12 protein-coding genes are annotated in these 15,651 nt (G+C 38.0%); 9 read left to right on the top strand and 3 right to left on the bottom strand.

The features are described 5' to 3' along the window. Positions 1-213, top strand: coding sequence for a hypothetical protein (locus PLEUR7319_RS0106105; protein WP_019504320.1), 213 nt, complete (start codon positions 1-3; stop codon positions 211-213). 50 nt (positions 214-263) lie between these two features. Here the strand turns inward: PLEUR7319_RS0106105 and PLEUR7319_RS0106100 are convergent, their stop codons facing one another. Further along, the gene (locus PLEUR7319_RS0106100) at positions 264-719 is read right to left on the bottom strand and encodes a GatB/YqeY domain-containing protein (protein ID WP_019504319.1); all 456 of its coding nucleotides are present in this window, start codon (positions 717-719) and stop codon (positions 264-266) included. Positions 720-991: 272 nt separating this feature from the next. Here PLEUR7319_RS0106100 and PLEUR7319_RS0106095 point away from each other — a divergent pair, with 272 nt between their 5' ends. Together PLEUR7319_RS0106095 and PLEUR7319_RS0106090 are read left to right on the top strand one after the other, a co-directional pair. Further along, a complete protein-coding gene (locus PLEUR7319_RS0106095) occupies positions 992-1,543 on the top strand; it encodes a hypothetical protein (RefSeq protein ID WP_019504318.1) in 552 nt (183 codons plus the stop codon). A gap of 466 nt (positions 1,544-2,009) precedes the next feature. Next, positions 2,010-2,804, top strand: a complete 795-nt coding sequence (locus tag PLEUR7319_RS0106090) for a biotin transporter BioY (protein WP_019504317.1) — start codon at positions 2,010-2,012, stop codon at positions 2,802-2,804. A 109-nt stretch (positions 2,805-2,913) separates the two neighbouring features. Here PLEUR7319_RS0106090 and PLEUR7319_RS34445 read toward each other — a convergent pair whose 3' ends face one another. Then, a complete protein-coding gene (locus PLEUR7319_RS34445) occupies positions 2,914-5,187 on the bottom strand; it encodes a response regulator (RefSeq protein WP_237743528.1) in 2,274 nt (757 codons plus the stop codon). A 447-nt stretch (positions 5,188-5,634) separates the two neighbouring features. On the opposite strand from PLEUR7319_RS34445, the gene PLEUR7319_RS0106080 reads away from it, so the two are divergent. The 5 genes from PLEUR7319_RS0106080 (at position 5,635) to PLEUR7319_RS0106060 (ending at position 9,176) form a co-directional block, all read left to right on the top strand. Further along, on the top strand, positions 5,635-6,006 hold the full coding sequence (locus tag PLEUR7319_RS0106080; RefSeq protein ID WP_019504315.1) for a ferredoxin-thioredoxin reductase catalytic domain-containing protein: 372 nt from the start codon (positions 5,635-5,637) through the stop codon (positions 6,004-6,006). Between the two features lie 4 nt (positions 6,007-6,010). Next, on the top strand, positions 6,011-6,457 hold the full coding sequence (locus PLEUR7319_RS0106075; RefSeq protein ID WP_019504314.1) for a DUF309 domain-containing protein: 447 nt from the start codon (positions 6,011-6,013) through the stop codon (positions 6,455-6,457). Between the two features lie 124 nt (positions 6,458-6,581). Further along, entirely contained in the window at positions 6,582-7,001 is a 420-nt protein-coding gene (locus tag PLEUR7319_RS0106070) for an LptA/OstA family protein (protein ID WP_019504313.1), read from the top strand. 22 nt (positions 7,002-7,023) lie between these two features. Further along, positions 7,024-7,752 carry an LPS export ABC transporter ATP-binding protein gene (gene lptB, locus PLEUR7319_RS0106065; protein WP_019504312.1) on the top strand — a complete coding sequence of 243 codons (729 nt, stop codon included), beginning with the start codon at positions 7,024-7,026 and terminating at the stop codon, positions 7,750-7,752. Between the two features lie 218 nt (positions 7,753-7,970). Continuing rightward, complete coding sequence (locus PLEUR7319_RS0106060) at positions 7,971-9,176, top strand: 4-hydroxy-3-methylbut-2-enyl diphosphate reductase (protein ID WP_026102341.1); 1,206 nt, start codon at positions 7,971-7,973, stop codon at positions 9,174-9,176. A 31-nt stretch (positions 9,177-9,207) separates the two neighbouring features. On the opposite strand, the gene PLEUR7319_RS37855 is transcribed toward PLEUR7319_RS0106060, so the two are convergent. After that, positions 9,208-11,202 (bottom strand): sulfatase-like hydrolase/transferase, encoded by a 1,995-nt coding sequence (locus PLEUR7319_RS37855; protein WP_019504310.1) that lies wholly within the window; start codon positions 11,200-11,202, stop codon positions 9,208-9,210. 2,619 nt (positions 11,203-13,821) lie between these two features. Here PLEUR7319_RS37855 and PLEUR7319_RS0106050 point away from each other — a divergent pair. Beyond that, entirely contained in the window at positions 13,822-15,651 is a 1,830-nt protein-coding gene (locus PLEUR7319_RS0106050) for a fatty acyl-AMP ligase (protein WP_019504308.1), read from the top strand.

The raw sequence follows: 15,651 nt of genomic DNA, 5'->3' as shown, positions 1-15,651 counted from the left end.
ATGACTGAATTTGATACTGCTTTACCTGGTGTAAGACAAGTCCAAACTTACATCAAAGATAAGCAGGAAGTAGAACTAAAACTAGTTACCGACGATCTGGTCGTCGGTAAAATTATTTGGCAGGATGCTGACTCTCTTTGTTTAATGGATCATTACAACCATCCCACGATTATTTGGCGACAAGCTCTAGTTTATCTCAAACCAAAAGCTTGAAAATTTATCTATAAAAGGGTTTGAATCTTCAAGCCCTTTTTTATTAAGCATTAAGCAAGTTTACTTCTAACCAATGCTTGAATTTTTTTACCATCAGCTTTCCCTTTGAGCTGCTTTATCGCGGGACCCATTACTTTACCTATGTCCTTGACTGACTCTGCACCAGAATTAACAATAATTTCATCAATGATGGCTTCCAATTCGCGATCGCTTACTTGTTCTGGCAGATAGGTTTCGATAATGGCTAGTTCTTGAGCTTCTTTCTCAGCTAAATCGTCTCTTCCTGCATTCTGAAACTGCTCAATAGAATCACGACGTTGTTTTGCTTGTTGGGATAGTAATTCGATTTCTTGCTCTTCAGTGAGACTATCCTGACCTTGGGGACGTACCTCTACTTCTTTTTCTAAGATTACTTTTTTGATACTGCGTACTGTTTGTAAACGAATTTTGTCTTTGGCTTTCATTGCCAGTTTGATGTCTTCTCCAATTCTTTCTTTAAGACTCATCTTTTGTTTTCCCTAGCACAAGTCAACTATTATAAAATGTTTTCTAAGTAATACAGGAGAAATAATCCTGATTCTCAATTATTACAGTTAAAGACGAGAGAAAGAAAGCCAACAGGCTTTTAGCCATTGGAGTGTCAAAAGTTCATTTGATTAATTCTGAAATCCTAGTTTTAAAAGTATTTTGTTATTCCCCTGCATAAGTTAAATCTTTGGAACATATTAGATAAATAACCAAACGAATTAAGTTAATCAAGATCAGTGAGGACAGAAAAATGACAAAAATCAACCGTAAATTCAACCAAGGATTATTAATCGCTTTAACCGCAACTCTAGCTACCGTAGCTCAACCACAACCAGCATCAGCGCAACTATTAGACATAGCTGCTGGAGCATTTAATGCTTTTGTTAAAAGTAAAAAACCTCAACCTCAAGTTATTCAGCAACGAGTTCCTGTACCTGTTCCTACTCCTTCCCAACCTCGGGGACCAGAATTCAACGTTGGTACAAACAACGCTAACGGCAATAACTTTAACCTCTGTATTTCTAATTGTTTACCTTCAGGTCATGGTACTGTCCCTGCACGTTACCCACAACAAGTAGTCCCTGCACAAGTTCCTATGCGTTATCCTCAACAAGTAGTACCCACAAGAGTTCCCACACGTTATCCACAACAAGTCGCACCCACAAGAGTTCCTGCACCTATTGCTCAACAGCAAGGTAGTGTTTCTTCTAGCACTATGATTAATCAAAATTCGGCAGTAGCTAATAATGGCGCAACTTCTACTCGAACAACTCAATCTGCATATAGTTCGACATCGAACTGAGCAGTAAACGGTTATCCTGTAAATCCAGCAGTTAACTTACCACGCTAATCAATATCTATAATTCTGACCAAAACTATATTGAAAATAATTATTGATCAGATATACAAAAATATTGAATCTAGCACCCAACATATAATCAGCAAATATTATCTAAATATATCTAGAAAATTGAAGTTTATGAGTAATAATAGCTAAATTTGTGAGAGCGTGCGATAATGTTCGCCACAAATACATTTACCAAAGAGGCTAAAAGCTAAAAGCTAAGAACTAAAAGCCGTTTAATCTGAACGCATTAAATTCTCATTAAGCATAAAACAATTATCTTAAGGAAATTTGACTAATACTCAAAACTATCAAAATTATTATTTTTTAATCATCGCGAAATCACTATTTAGGTTAACTATCAATTTTAAGCAATATAGCTAATCGAAGCTAAACTAGGAGTTGCCCTCAACAGCATCTGTCCATGTCTAACCTCAAAGAATTACCGAAGCCCAATTCAGACATTACGGATTATGAATGGGGAGTTACCCCCCGTACAGTCAAAGCAATTATTGAAAGGCTTCAGCAACTCCTCCTACAGAAGCAGCAAAATTTAGAGAATTTACAAACTGAGAACAAGTGGTTAAGACACCAGCTTGACTTAAAATTAGACAAACCAAATCGAGCTTACGTACCACCTCTACCCGAAGTATTGCTTTGGGCTGCTATGGGCTTGATACTTACTATTGGTGGAACCTTTGTCCAAGCTTATACGATCATTTCACCCTGGTCTTGGTGGGAAACTGGATTTCAAGTTCAGACTTTAGGAGTAAGTTATCAAATTGGAGCGGTATTATTGACTGCTTGTTTAGGAGGCAGAAATGCCGCCTTAATATCCCAAATTGCTTACATACTATTGGGTTTAGCTGGACTGCCAATTTTTGATCGTGGAGGTGGTTTAAGCTATCTACAACAACCAAATTTTGGTTATCTTTTGGGCTTTATCTGCGGTTCTTGGCTCTGCGGTTGGCTCGCTTTTCAAAGTTTAGTACGATTCTCGGCTTTAATAGCTAGTTGTCTTGTGGGTTTAATTACCATTCATTTGATTGGTATTGTTTACCTCAGTATCGTATATTACACAACTAGTTTTGGAACAGAAATTAATTCTTTGTTTCAAGGAATAGCTATTTATTCGGTTCACCCTCTACCAGGACAATTAGCTGTAATTTGTGTAGTTAGCTTGCTAGCTTTTGTGATGCGAAAGTTAATGTTTTCTTGAAAAACCCCAAAAAACAATAATCCCTCTCAGCGTGAATATAAAAAAAGACGTTCGATTTGAACGTCTGGGAATTTTTAGTATCGATTCATAATTTTATCTAGAAAACTATCTACTCTAATTCTTTAAACTTATCGAGACCACCTAAGAACTTCTCACTTAATAAATTAAATACAGTTCGATTTTCGTTAATTCTGATATTAGCTTGAACTTCCATTCCTGGCTGAATGAATTTCTTTTGACCTCTAATATTAAAATAGTCTTTTTCTAACTTAACTTTGGCAACATAACGGAAAAAATCATAAGGAGGCTCTGGTTCTAAAGCACTTTTACTGATAAAGTCGACTTTTCCTTTGATATCACCATGCTCACTGTAGTTAAAGGTACTAACTCGGACATCGGTTGTCATTCCCTTCTCTACAAAACCAATATCTTGAGGGGTGATGAACACTTCAGCAATCAAGTCTTCTGTCGGTACTATTTGAAGCACATGACGGGCTGCTTGACCCGAAGGCGGAACATAACCAGGATAGGCTCTCAAGTCAAAGATATCTCCTGTAACGGGAGCAACTATAGTCTGATATTTAAGGTTTTGTTCAGCACTGCTAATTTGACTATTGGTTTCGGCAATCCGTTTATCATTTTCGACAATAGTTTTGTTGAGTTGACTGTCAATTTCTGATAGTCGCTTGCGGTTGTCAGCAATTTGATCGAGAATCTCCTTTCTAGATAAGGTTGTCGTGTTGCTTAACTGTTCTCTGGCTTGTGAAATATCTAGGGTTAATCTTTGTTCTTCCTGTAATAGGCGTTGAATTTCTGCTTGCAGAGATGTCACCTCTTGTTGCTGGCGATCGCGCTCTAGGTTGCCCTCTTTCATCAAATCAACCATAGAGGCATTGCGATCGTTAATTCTTTGTCTTTGCTGATCTACTTGAACCTTGGCAATTCCTCCCTCTTCGTACACGGGTAAAATTGCCTTGAGAGTTTCCTGTTCAATTTCCAGGCTGTCTTTTGCCTGTTGCATTGCTTCTTGATTCCGTTGTTTGATTTCTGCTAGGTTTTGTTTGGAGGTAGCTAGCTGCGCTCGATTATCCTCAAGTTGAATTTTATTTTGCTCTAATTGTTTTTCTAGTTGTTCCACTTCTAGTCTGGCTGATGCAGTTCTTTCTCTTAAATCAGCTTGAGATGCTTCCAATCGAGACTGTTGTTCTGGGTTTAAATTGCCCCCTGAGCTTCCCAAAAGAGCATTAAACATTTCGTTTTCGTCCTTAAGTTCTGCTCGGTTACGGGTGAGATAAGCAATTTCACGGGGAATTTCTAAAGCAGTGATCGTCTCATCAATGTTATTGGAATTAATCTTCCCTGCCATTAATGCCCGATAAAATTTATTTTCTTGGGTTAAAGACTTACGAACTTGGCTGAGGGAATCAACCTGTGCTTGAGAAGTTGTAGAGTCTAAAACCAGCAATACATCGCCTTTTTCTACTCGCTGTCCTTCTTCAACCTTTACCTCTTGAACTACCCCATTTGTAGGAACTTGAATTTCTTGGAGCTTTCCAGTTGGCTGTATGAGTCCTTGGGCCGGAATTACCTGCTCAATCTTGGCTACTATCGACCAACCAATTGCAAAAATAGTTACCCCCATGATTCCTCCCATGGTCAATCGAGACCATTTAGGAGAGCGACGAAGCATTACTGACTGCTCAAATTTACGAGGATTAAGGCTAGCAGCGTTACGTTTAGCAAGAGCAGAGCCATCTTTATTAGAGTCGGTAGTCACTAACTCTCCCTTAGGATAAGAACGCTCAGGAAGCGTCTCTACTTCTGATTTACGAGTTGCTAGAGGAGATGTTATCGGCAGCTTTTCAGCTTCTGGCTGTTGAGGTAAAGTTAAATTACGATAAACTCCCGGTCCAATTTGAGCATAACCACGATGAATCGATCTAATGGCATCAGTAAGTTCTTTAGCTGGAGTGCCTTTTAGCAAGTAGCCCATTGCTCCAGAGCTAAGAGAACGAGCAACATATTCTTGAGTATCAAATGTGCTGAGGACTAAAACCTTAACACTAGGAAACTTTTGGCAAATAATCTTGGTCGCCTCCATCCCATCCATACCTGGCATTTCCATATCCATGAGGATAATGTCAGGCCGAAGAACTTCTGCTTGTTTGATTGCGTGTTTCCCATTTTCGGCAATACCGATTATTTCAATATCATTTTCTGTTTTAATTAGGGCTTTTAATCCTTCCCTAATCATTTTTTGATCGTCTACAATCAAGACACGAATTTTATTGGTCGGAGAATTAGCGTCATTAACATCGGCTAAGCTTGTTTGACTATTGCCCGCCGGTTTATCTCCACTACCATTCCTAGATGAGTTCATCATGAGATTATTAGTAACTTATTCAAATCTTGGGTTAAGAGCTAGCTTCTAAAAAGAAATAATATTTAGTTAATAATTGAGTAACACTTAATTATCTATGAGCAACACTACTTTAACTCGATGGTGCTACCAACAACCGTTATTGGTAAAACAGCAGCATAATTGTTAGATACTATTCACAGAAATCTTAGTGTAATCTGCAACTAAATTTATCAAGATAACTAAGACATTTAACATAACTCATCCTTTATAACTAATTTTTGATCTATTCGACACAGAAAAATATCTGATTTGTGGTGCCATAAATTTTCAGATAATATCTCAGTTTATCGTTTTGACTAGCATTGCATGATGTGAGAGAATTTGGCAGCAGTTAATTTGGCTTACAATACAAACAACAAAAATAAGTAAAAATTTGTTAATCCTAAATTAGTTCAATTATTTAATGTTATGACCACGACAGAATCAGTATCTCAAGGTAAAAGTCCAGATAAAATTTTAGAGTCGATGAAAAAATTTGCTGAACAGTATGCCAAACGTACTGATACTTATTTTTGTAGTGACTTGTCAGTAACTGCAGCCGTTATCAAAGGATTAGCTAAACATAAACAAGAATTGGGTTGTCCTTTGTGTCCTTGCCGCCATTACGAAGATAAACAGGCGGAAGTAAAAAAAGCTTACTGGAATTGCCCTTGCGTACCTATGCGAGAAGAAAAAAAATGCCATTGCATGTTATTTCTGACCCCTGACAATGCCTTTGCAGGGGATACACAACAGATTTCCACAGAACAGATTAATCAATTCTGTCAGGGAATGCAGTAGTATTATGGTCGCACCGCCAGAATTTCAACAAGGAATTGCTGAATTCAATCAGCAGCAGTTTTACGCTTGTCACGATACTTTAGAAGCTATTTGGGTGGAAGCTCCAGAAGCAGATAAAAGATTTTATCAAGGAATTCTCCAGGTTGCTGTGGGCTGCTATCACTTAAGCAATGATAATCTGCGGGGGGCTATTATTCTCTTGGGGGAAGCTATCAGACGCTTATGTGATTATCAACCATCCTATGAAGGGATTAATGTAGAACTATTATTAGAGCAATCTAGTCGGTTGCTTCAGGCATTACAGCAACTTCAGCCAGAACAAACAAAAAGTTTTTTTGCTCAGCTACAACAACAGCAATCCGAAGGACAAGTTGAGTTATCAGTAGAAGATGATAATTCTGCTAGCCAGTTAGTAGTTAATTGTAGACTCCCATATATAGCTAAAGTGTGAAGGTAGAAAAATATCACTGAGCATTGTTTCTAAAATGCAACTTCTCTGTAATTAGAAGCGTCTGAGAAATTGTTAATATCAAAAATTAATTACCATTACTCAAGCTCAGTTAATTTCCCTATCTATGTCCTCTGTTTTATTATTACGTGCTCGATCGCTGGGGTTAATGGCGGCTAGTCTAGTTGGAGCGATCGCTGGTTTAGGTTTTCCTCCGGCTTTACTGGCACAATCTCCTGATCAATCAGGATCAATTACTCTCCAATCCGACATTCAAGAATCTAATTCTGAGACGGGAGTCATCACCGCCAGGGGGAACGTCAAAATTAATTATCCCGCCCGACAAATTCAGGCTACTGCTGCACAAGCTCAATATTTTAGCCGTGAGCGTCGCCTAATTCTCACAGGTAATGTTTATGTGATTCAGCAGGGCAATAGTATGCGCGCTGAAACTATGACTTATCTCGTGGATGAGGGGCGTTTTATTGCTACTCCCCAAAGCGATCGCCAAGTAGAGTCTACTTATATTATTACCAATCCTCAATAGTTAATTATCTACTATCTAAATTGTGGCTCTAGTTTTAGAAAACATTCACAAATTCTATAGTAAAAGGGCTGTAGTCCATCGTGTAAATCTTCAGGTTTTGCCAGGAGAAATTGTTGGCTTACTTGGTCCCAATGGTGCTGGTAAAACCACCACATTTTATATTGCTACCGGTTTGATTAAGCCTAATCAGGGACGAGTTAAGTTAAACGAGCGCGACATTACCACCTTAGCTCTTCATAAAAGGGCTCGTTTGGGAATGGGTTATTTAACCCAACAAGCTAGCATTTTTCGCAATCTCAGTGTTCAAGAGAATATTTTACTGGTATTAGAACAAACAGGAATTCCCCGTCCTGCTCGACCGATACGCCTACAACAGTTATTGCGGGAGTTTCGCCTCGAACAAGTCGCAGATACTTTAGGTTCTCTAGTTTCAGGGGGAGAGAGAAGACGCACTGAGTTGGCTAGAGCTTTAGCCGCAGGGTTAGATGGTCCTAAGTATCTATTGTTAGATGAACCATTTGCTGGTGTCGATCCAATTGCGGTGGCGGAAATCCAAGCAATTATTGCTCAATTGCGCGATCGCCAAATGGGTATTTTGATTACCGACCACAATTTTCGCGAAACTTTAGCGATTACTGATCGAGCTTATGTAATGCGAGATGGTCAAATTTTGGCTTCTGGTACAGCCGAAGAATTATATAACAATCCTTTAGTTAAGCAATATTATCTGGGAGACAATTTTCAGAAATAGTACTTTTCGTAATCCCTATAAATAAATTTCGCTGATGGCTGATAGCTGATAGCTGATAGCTTTTTGCTTAAGGTTTACCGAAGCCTAATCTTTACCGATTAAAAACTACTGTAATATGTGAATTAGGTATTTAGTGCGTTCTCATCATTTTTCTCCGAGGCTTGCACTCTAATGGTTACAATCACTTTTCTTTGACAATGGATATGACTGATAAAAAAATGGATACCAAAGCTTTTAAACGTACTTTGCAGCAGTCTGAAAACTATCATCGTCGAGGATTTGGGCATGATGCTGAAGTTTCAGGAGCAATGAACACGGAGTATCAAAGTGATTTAATTCAAACTATTCGCGATCGCAATTATCGTTTACAACGGGGAGATGTCACTATCCTATTAGCAGAGTCCTTTGGCTTTTGTTGGGGCGTGGAAAGAGCTGTAGCCATGGCTTATGAAACTCGTCAACATTTCCCCAGTGAAAAAATTTGGATTACCAATGAAATTATCCATAACCCCTCGGTAAATCAGCGTTTACGGGAAATGAATGTTGGTTTTATCCAGGTTGTCGATGGCGACAAAGACTTTTCAGTTGTTGGTCAGGGTGATGTGGTGATCTTGCCAGCTTTTGGTGCCAGTATCAATGAAATGCAACTACTCAATGATAAAGGCTGTAAAATCGTCGATACTACCTGTCCTTGGGTATCTAAAGTCTGGAACTCCGTTGAAAAGCATAAAAAACGTGACTACACTTCCATTATTCACGGAAAATATGCCCACGAAGAAACTGTTGCCACTAGTTCTTTTGCCGATCGCTATTTAGTGGTGCTCAATTTGGAACAGGCAGAATATGTCACCAACTATATTCTTCATGGCGGCGATCGCCAAGAATTTCTCACCAAGTTCCAAAACGCCTACTCTGAGGGATTCGATCCCGACCGAGATTTAGAGAGAGTAGGTATTGCTAATCAAACTACAATGCTCAAGAGTGAAACCGAGCACATCGGTAAGTTACTGGAGCAAACAATGCTCAAAAAGTATGGTCCAACTGAGCTAAACAACCATTTTATGAGCTTCAATACCATCTGCGATGCGACTCAAGAAAGACAGGATGCTATGTTCGACTTGGTTAAAGAAGATTTGTCTTTAATGATCGTCATTGGTGGTTTTAATTCTTCCAATACAACCCATTTACAAGAAATTGCGGTCGAGAATAATATTCCCTCCTATCATATTGACAGTGTTGAGCGAATTTTAAGTCGCGATCGCCTAGAACATAAACCCTTAAATCAGGAAATTACTATTGCCGAAAACTGGCTTCCAAAGGGAGCTATTAACGTCGGTGTGACCTCTGGGGCTTCTACTCCTGATAAAGTGGTGGCTGATGTAATTGAAAAAATATTTGACTTAAAGGCTGTGGCGATCGTCTAGCTATTAAATATTTATATTAAATATTTAATTATTAGATAAATATCTCATCAGGGGTATTGTCCAAAATAGAGGAATTGTTGTTAGTAAAAGAAGAACCCTCAAGATTAAAAACACCTCCTCCATTTCCAATCACAGCCTCATTACCAATGATTGAACTTCTAGTTACTGTAGTTTGACCAGCATTATAGATCCCACCACCATTCACCTGGGCTATATTATTAGCAATGCGCCTATCTTCTACTATTGAGATGCTGTCAGTATTACTAAATATCCCACCACCAACAACGCTTTTATAATCTGATGCTACATTTTTAATAATCTGAGTATTTCTTGCGTTAACAGTATTGCCGTCAATACTGGTTATACTAGGTTCTGGTTGAGTAATGTCAATTCCACTAAATTGCTTACCACTGAAAAAGTTATTTTCTATCAATGCTTGGCTATTATTGCCTATTATGTCGATCCCGCTTTCAAGTTGATTGTTAAAAGTTGTGTCTTTAATTTCTACGATGTTGTCACTTCCAAGTAATAAACCATCGTTAGCATTGTCGCTATCACTACTTGTTCTTAAATCTATTTGATTATTATCCGCAAAATCGATACCTTCATTTTCGTGATTATTAAAGGTGCTGTCGAAATTAATATCTGTAGCGGAAATAGAACTACCTACTGCAAGTTCACTTGATACGTTGGTCGAAGTATCATCTGCAGTTTCAGAGTTATTCAAGGCATCGAGTTGCTCAACCAAAAATTCATAGTTCTCTCTTTGGATCGGGGTCAGATTGTCAACATTCCCTTGCAGTAACTCACTTTCACTTTGTTCGTCAAATCTTTCTCCGGATGAATCTAAAGTGTAAAATTCCTCTCGACCATCTTCATCAAAACGAATTAGCTTATATTCTTGATTGCGAATTGTCTGACCGTAATTAGAACGACTACCACCAAAGGTGTTATCGTTTGACTCATCAAAGAATTCGCTATAAGCCCACTCTCGTTCGTTGGGATGAGATTGGTTTGTTAAATATGGTACCAAGCTAACAGAGTCTGAAGGTACGTCATAATCAGCTCCTGCCAGTTCTAAAACAGTGGCAAATAAATCTGTGGTGTTGACTAAACTATCTTCTGTGCCATCACCCTGAATAACTCCATGTCCAGAAATAATCATGGGGATCTCAATCCCCCCTTCGTATAAAGTCGATTTGGCTCGGTCTGGATCGTCAGCAACTTCAGTTGGAGAGCCATTATCGCCAATAAACATGACTAGAGTGTCCTCTAATTCTCCCTTATTTTCAAGATCTCCAAGTAAGCGACCAATTTCAGTATCTAGAGCTTGAATTGCTGCTTCATAATAAGGTTCTGGATTAGCCTCAATATCTTCGGGAGTATTAGGCAAATCTATATATTCTTGGTCGACAAGCAATTCCTCAGGGGGTTTATGATAGGGTGTGTGAGGAGCATTAACAGCTAGCTGTAAAAACCAAGGATCGTCTAAATTAGGAGTATGTGCCCGTTTATCGCCGTTCAACCATTCTGTGGCATCATCTACATTTACTTTAGTAACATATTCACTAACATTTATCTCAATAGGAGCTGATAATAAATCGCTATCTATTGCTTTCGTCCATGAATAGTAATCTCGCAAACCCCCTGATTCATTACCAGCATAATAATCATAACCTTGACTATTAGCATTGCTACTATCAGAACCTAAATGCCATTTGCCGATAACTGCCTCAGAGTAACCTAGTTCGGGATTGGCATCCAAAGCTTCGGCAATAGTAACTTCGTTTTCTAAAAGCCCGGGATCATTACCAGTAATAACATTGCCCACTCCTGTGCGGAACCCATAACGCCCAGTTGCGATAGTGGCTCGCGTTGGAGAACATTGAGGAGTAGCCCATGCATTTTCAAACACAATCCCATTGTCAGCTAACTCATCAATATTGGGAGTATTTACCGATTCTAGAGAAGAAGGACTTAAGTCATCGGCAATAATTAGCAGAATGTTTGGTGATTCATTGTTCATTTTTGCTATCTCCTGGATTAAATTAAGTAAGGAGTAGCACCAGAGCAAAAACCGCTCAAGATATCGTTAATTTTACGTTCCCAAAAATATGTTAGATGGTTCTGTAGAGCAAAAGGAGAATATGTCTCTACCTGGTGCTTCTGTAATAATGTCTGGAACTGTATTGTCAACTAATCCTTTAAGTTCAGTAGATTAAAGTCTCTGATGATGTTACTTTTCTGTACTGTCGTGTATGTAATCGTGTTTGAAAATTCTCAAACGGACATTTCGTAGTTCAAGTTATAAATTACGATCTTTTGGAAACGTTTATGTGGAAAAGCTTTCGGATAAAACATTTTAAATTGAATATTTCACAATTTGGCATTGGTGAATAGAAAATGCTAGTCAAGAAATCAAATTATTGAAACATTGATTTTTTCGTGGACAGTTGCATCAAAAGCATTACGCACTTACCAACGCCCACAATTTATTTGAGGTCTTGAGCAGTCAAATAAATAATCAGCAATTTGAAGAGCTAAATATATCTACGAAAAATACTTTAAACTTTTCTAATCTCTAATCAGTTAACTATTACGTCAATTCCATAGTTATTAGAGCACCCCGTCTATAGCCATATGGCTATTAACATAATAGATTGATTACTGACAGCAATGTTGGAAGAAATATCTCTACAAATTTGATATTGACTTACTAAAGACTTACTTTCAGATTTTTCGAAGAACGAGTAAAAATCAAGTCTAGATTAAGAAACCTTGCTAAAAGTTAAAACGATCAAACAATTATATATCTGCCTTTTTTAACCCTTCGAATTCATTCCTTACCTGGGAGTATAAAACATTTTCATAAATGTGCAAAATTCCTTGTTAAGAAATATTAATTTTTCTTGACGCAATACTTTTGAGATATTTTGTATTGCAGTTGAGTATGTCAAGTAAATGTAAATAGGTCTACCATGATGTTCTTAAGGTTTCGCCATTTTGTCTTTATAGTAAACATTGAAATCACTAATCTGAGAAACGTAAGTTACCTCCTCCAAAAAAAACTTTCCTTAAGAAGTTTCTGTATCAAGATACTCAACCAAACTTAAATCCGATTGAGCTAATAAGAGGGTTTTAGGGGAGGACGCAGCACAAAAAACCTTTAAATAAATTAATATTCAGTCTTGGTTTCTATTAACTTGAGAATCATATACTGACCTAAAAGCCTCGTTGAACCTTGTAGCAGTCAAATTAATATTAATATCAATTAAAGTAATTCTGGGGTAATTTAACTGTCGAATAATCCTTGCAAAGAAGTATATATTCAAAGAAACTTGGAATTGTTATCAAAATTACTTTATTTTTTGAATTCTTTATGCTATCTTCATCGTAAGAGCTAGATAACAAACAATATTATTAAGTAGAAAATACAGTCTAGTAGTTAGTTAGTTAGCTATGGCGCGTTGTTACACGCTTGTCAAATATGGCTTTCAAAACTTATTCCCAAGATTAGTAAAAAACTTACTGAGTAAGTAGCTGAAGATTAGATTAAGGAGCGATTGTTCAAGAGCAAAAATCAAAAAAGCCAGTCAGTCAAATTTATCTTTTGTATCGTTGTAACGTTATAGCATCAAGCATATGGTTGACTTGCATCTCCGCTTTTTTATTAAACCAGACATACTAGCCTTAGTTAATAATCTGCTAAAGAAAGGAACCTTAAACTGTTATCTCTTTAAGCCGAGCTAAGAAAGACTTTTTCAATCTAGACTTAGTGCTCCCAACACCAAGCCTAGATCATGACTTCTGAATAAACCATTCTTATCCAGAGACGTATCCCATTATGACACATTACAAAAGCTTTCTAATTCCACATCTAAACTACTATATCTTCGCTTCGCCGATTCCTAGGCGAGTGTCTGATCGAAACATTTTTGATTATCATCGCAAGTTTAGGAATTTGGATTAGTAGTTTTAGCTGCAATTACAATGCAAGCATATAATACTAAACAGAGAGAGTTATCTCCATAGCAAAATTAAAGCTCTTTTGTAAATGGCATTTGTTAATAAGAGTTGATTGCATTACTATCTGGCGAACAAGCTATTTTGTACTTGTTTCTGAAATTAATTGTTGCCAATTAATTTGTGCTTAGAGATAAACACTTAATTAGTTGGGCTTGTAAAGTCAAATCAATAATGATAATTGACTTTAATCAAGTTGATTATTTGAATGCAATAAACAACTTCATAGTTTCCCCAGATGTCTTGGGCTAATATTGCAACTGCAGTTTTCTTAAACAAGCAGAAGTAATTCATGTTGGTTGTACATTTTAATTTGATTTTGCAACTCTAGAAATAGTTGTAAAAATAGATTGCATAGAATTTTTTTTAGCTTGAAAATATACAGGTTCTAAGGACATTTTCGTTCGAAATTTATTGTGTTGAGACTAAGAATTTGACCTGTATAAAAATTAGTGTATTAGCGAATAAATTGGTTTTCGGAGTAACCACATTTCTCGCAAACATGGTGCTCGTAATCGTTAAAAGCTTTAGATAGTGAAGGTTTTTAACATATAGCAATCCTAAATCATTTGTGAAGATTAGTAGTAGAAAAGAATTGAGAAATTGATTCAGGAGAAGGTTAATGACTGACTGTCTTGGAAACACACTCAAAACCAAGCACAAATTTTCGACTTTAGTAGAGTTACTAAGCTATAGAGCGCAAAATCAGCCTGACTATACAACTTATACTTTTCTCCAGCATGGTGAAGAAGTAAATAGGCTAACTTATTTTGCACTAGATCGACAGGCAAGAGCGATCGCAGCATCTCTCCAGTCGATGGAAGCTACTAGTAAACGAGCCTTGTTGCTTTATCCGCCAGGTCTAGAATTTATTGCTGCCTTTTTTGGTTGTTTATATGCTGGGGTAGTAGCTGTTCCCGCTTACCCACCGCGACGCAATCAAAACTTATCGCGGTTACTGTCAATTATGGAAGATTCTCAAGCTAATTTTGCTCTGACTACTAAGTCCCTAATGGATAAGATGGAAGAGCGCTTGAGCCTTAGCCCAGAATTAGCAGCAATAAGCTGGCTAACTACCGACGATCTAGACAGTGACTACGCAAGCATTTGGCAACAACCTAAAGTAGACATTGATACTCTTGCTTTTCTTCAATATACCTCTGGCTCTACAGGTAAGCCAAAAGGAGTGATGTTGAGTCATGGTAATTTGCTATATAACGAGGAAATGGTCAAGGTCGCTTACCAGCATACCGAGAAAACAATCTTTGTTGGTTGGTTGCCCTTATTCCACGACATGGGATTAATTGGGAATGTTCTACAACCAATGTACTTGGGAATTCCCTCCTTTTTAATGTCCCCAGTAGATTTTCTTCAGAGACCTTTTCGTTGGCTACAGGCGATTTCTCGCTATCGAGCAACTACTAGTGGAGGTCCTAACTTTGCTTACGATCTGTGCGTTCGCAAAATTACTCCCGAACAGATTGAAAGCCTCGATCTCAGTAGCTGGGAGATTGCTTTTAACGGAGCTGAAACTGTTCATGCCCATACTTTGGAGCAATTTAGTGCTACTTTTGAACCTTGTGGCTTTCGTCGGGAGGCATTTTATCCTTGTTATGGTATGGCAGAAACAGCTTTATTTATCTCTGGAGGAGTAAAAACAGCATTGCCTGTCATACAGAAAGTGGAAAAGTCTGCTTTAGAGAAAAATCGGGTAGTTACAGCTACTAATGAGAATGATGAACAGGTTCAGACAATTGTGGGTTGCGGTCAGACATGGTTGAACCAAAAAATCTCGATTGTCAATCCTGAAACTTTAACTCTCTGTCCAACAGGAAACATAGGAGAGATTTGGGTATCAGGTTCAAATGTAGCTAAGGGTTATTGGAATCGCCCAGCTGAAACTGAACAGACTTTTAATGCATACATAGCAAATACGGGTGAGGGACCGTTTCTGCGCACAGGAGACTTAGGATTTTTGCAGGATGGGGAGTTATTTGTTACCGGACGAATCAAAGATGTGATTATCGTTCGAGGACAAAACCATTATCCTCAAGATATCGAACTGACTGTACAGAATAGTCATCCAGCACTGCGACCTAGTTGTGGAGCAGCTTTTACAGTAGATGTCAATAGTGCAGCGCGATTAGTAATAGTACAGGAGATCGAGCGAAGCTACCTACGTAAGCTGAAGGTGAATGCAGTAGTAGAGAGTATCCGTCAGGCGGTGACAGCAGAACATGGCTTACAAGTCTATGCGATAGTTTTGGTAAAAACCGGAAGCATTCCTAAAACTTCAAGTGGCAAGATTCAACGTCATGCTTGTCGGGCTGGATTTCTCAGTGGCAGTTTGAATGTTGTTGAGGATTGGAGTATAAACCCTCAGGGGAAAGTAAAATTTTTGCATCTCCAGACTGAAGTGGAGTCGGTTTTACAGAAACTGCAAAAACTTTGA

The sequence above is a fragment of the Pleurocapsa sp. PCC 7319 genome (assembly GCF_000332195.1).
Taxonomy (GTDB): Bacteria; Cyanobacteriota; Cyanobacteriia; order Cyanobacteriales; family Xenococcaceae; genus Waterburya.
The sequence above is the reverse complement of the archived record's forward strand: the minus strand, read 5'-3'. Positions and strand labels throughout refer to the sequence as shown.

Coding starts and splice junctions, on each gene's coding strand:
- PLEUR7319_RS0106105 (WP_019504320.1), top strand. CDS start 1: ATGACTGAATTTGATACTGCTTTACCTGGTGTAAGACAAGTCCAAACT.
- PLEUR7319_RS34445 (WP_237743528.1), bottom strand. CDS start 5,187: ATGATGAACTCATCTAGGAATGGTAGTGGAGATAAACCGGCGGGCAAT.
- PLEUR7319_RS0106090 (WP_019504317.1), top strand. CDS start 2,010: ATGTCTAACCTCAAAGAATTACCGAAGCCCAATTCAGACATTACGGAT.
- PLEUR7319_RS0106080 (WP_019504315.1), top strand. CDS start 5,635: ATGACCACGACAGAATCAGTATCTCAAGGTAAAAGTCCAGATAAAATT.
- PLEUR7319_RS0106075 (WP_019504314.1), top strand. CDS start 6,011: ATGGTCGCACCGCCAGAATTTCAACAAGGAATTGCTGAATTCAATCAG.
- PLEUR7319_RS0106060 (WP_026102341.1), top strand. CDS start 7,971: ATGGATACCAAAGCTTTTAAACGTACTTTGCAGCAGTCTGAAAACTAT.
- PLEUR7319_RS0106095 (WP_019504318.1), top strand. CDS start 992: ATGACAAAAATCAACCGTAAATTCAACCAAGGATTATTAATCGCTTTA.
- PLEUR7319_RS0106100 (WP_019504319.1), bottom strand. CDS start 719: ATGAGTCTTAAAGAAAGAATTGGAGAAGACATCAAACTGGCAATGAAA.
- PLEUR7319_RS37855 (WP_019504310.1), bottom strand. CDS start 11,202: ATGAACAATGAATCACCAAACATTCTGCTAATTATTGCCGATGACTTA.
- PLEUR7319_RS0106050 (WP_019504308.1), top strand. CDS start 13,822: ATGACTGACTGTCTTGGAAACACACTCAAAACCAAGCACAAATTTTCG.
- PLEUR7319_RS0106070 (WP_019504313.1), top strand. CDS start 6,582: ATGTCCTCTGTTTTATTATTACGTGCTCGATCGCTGGGGTTAATGGCG.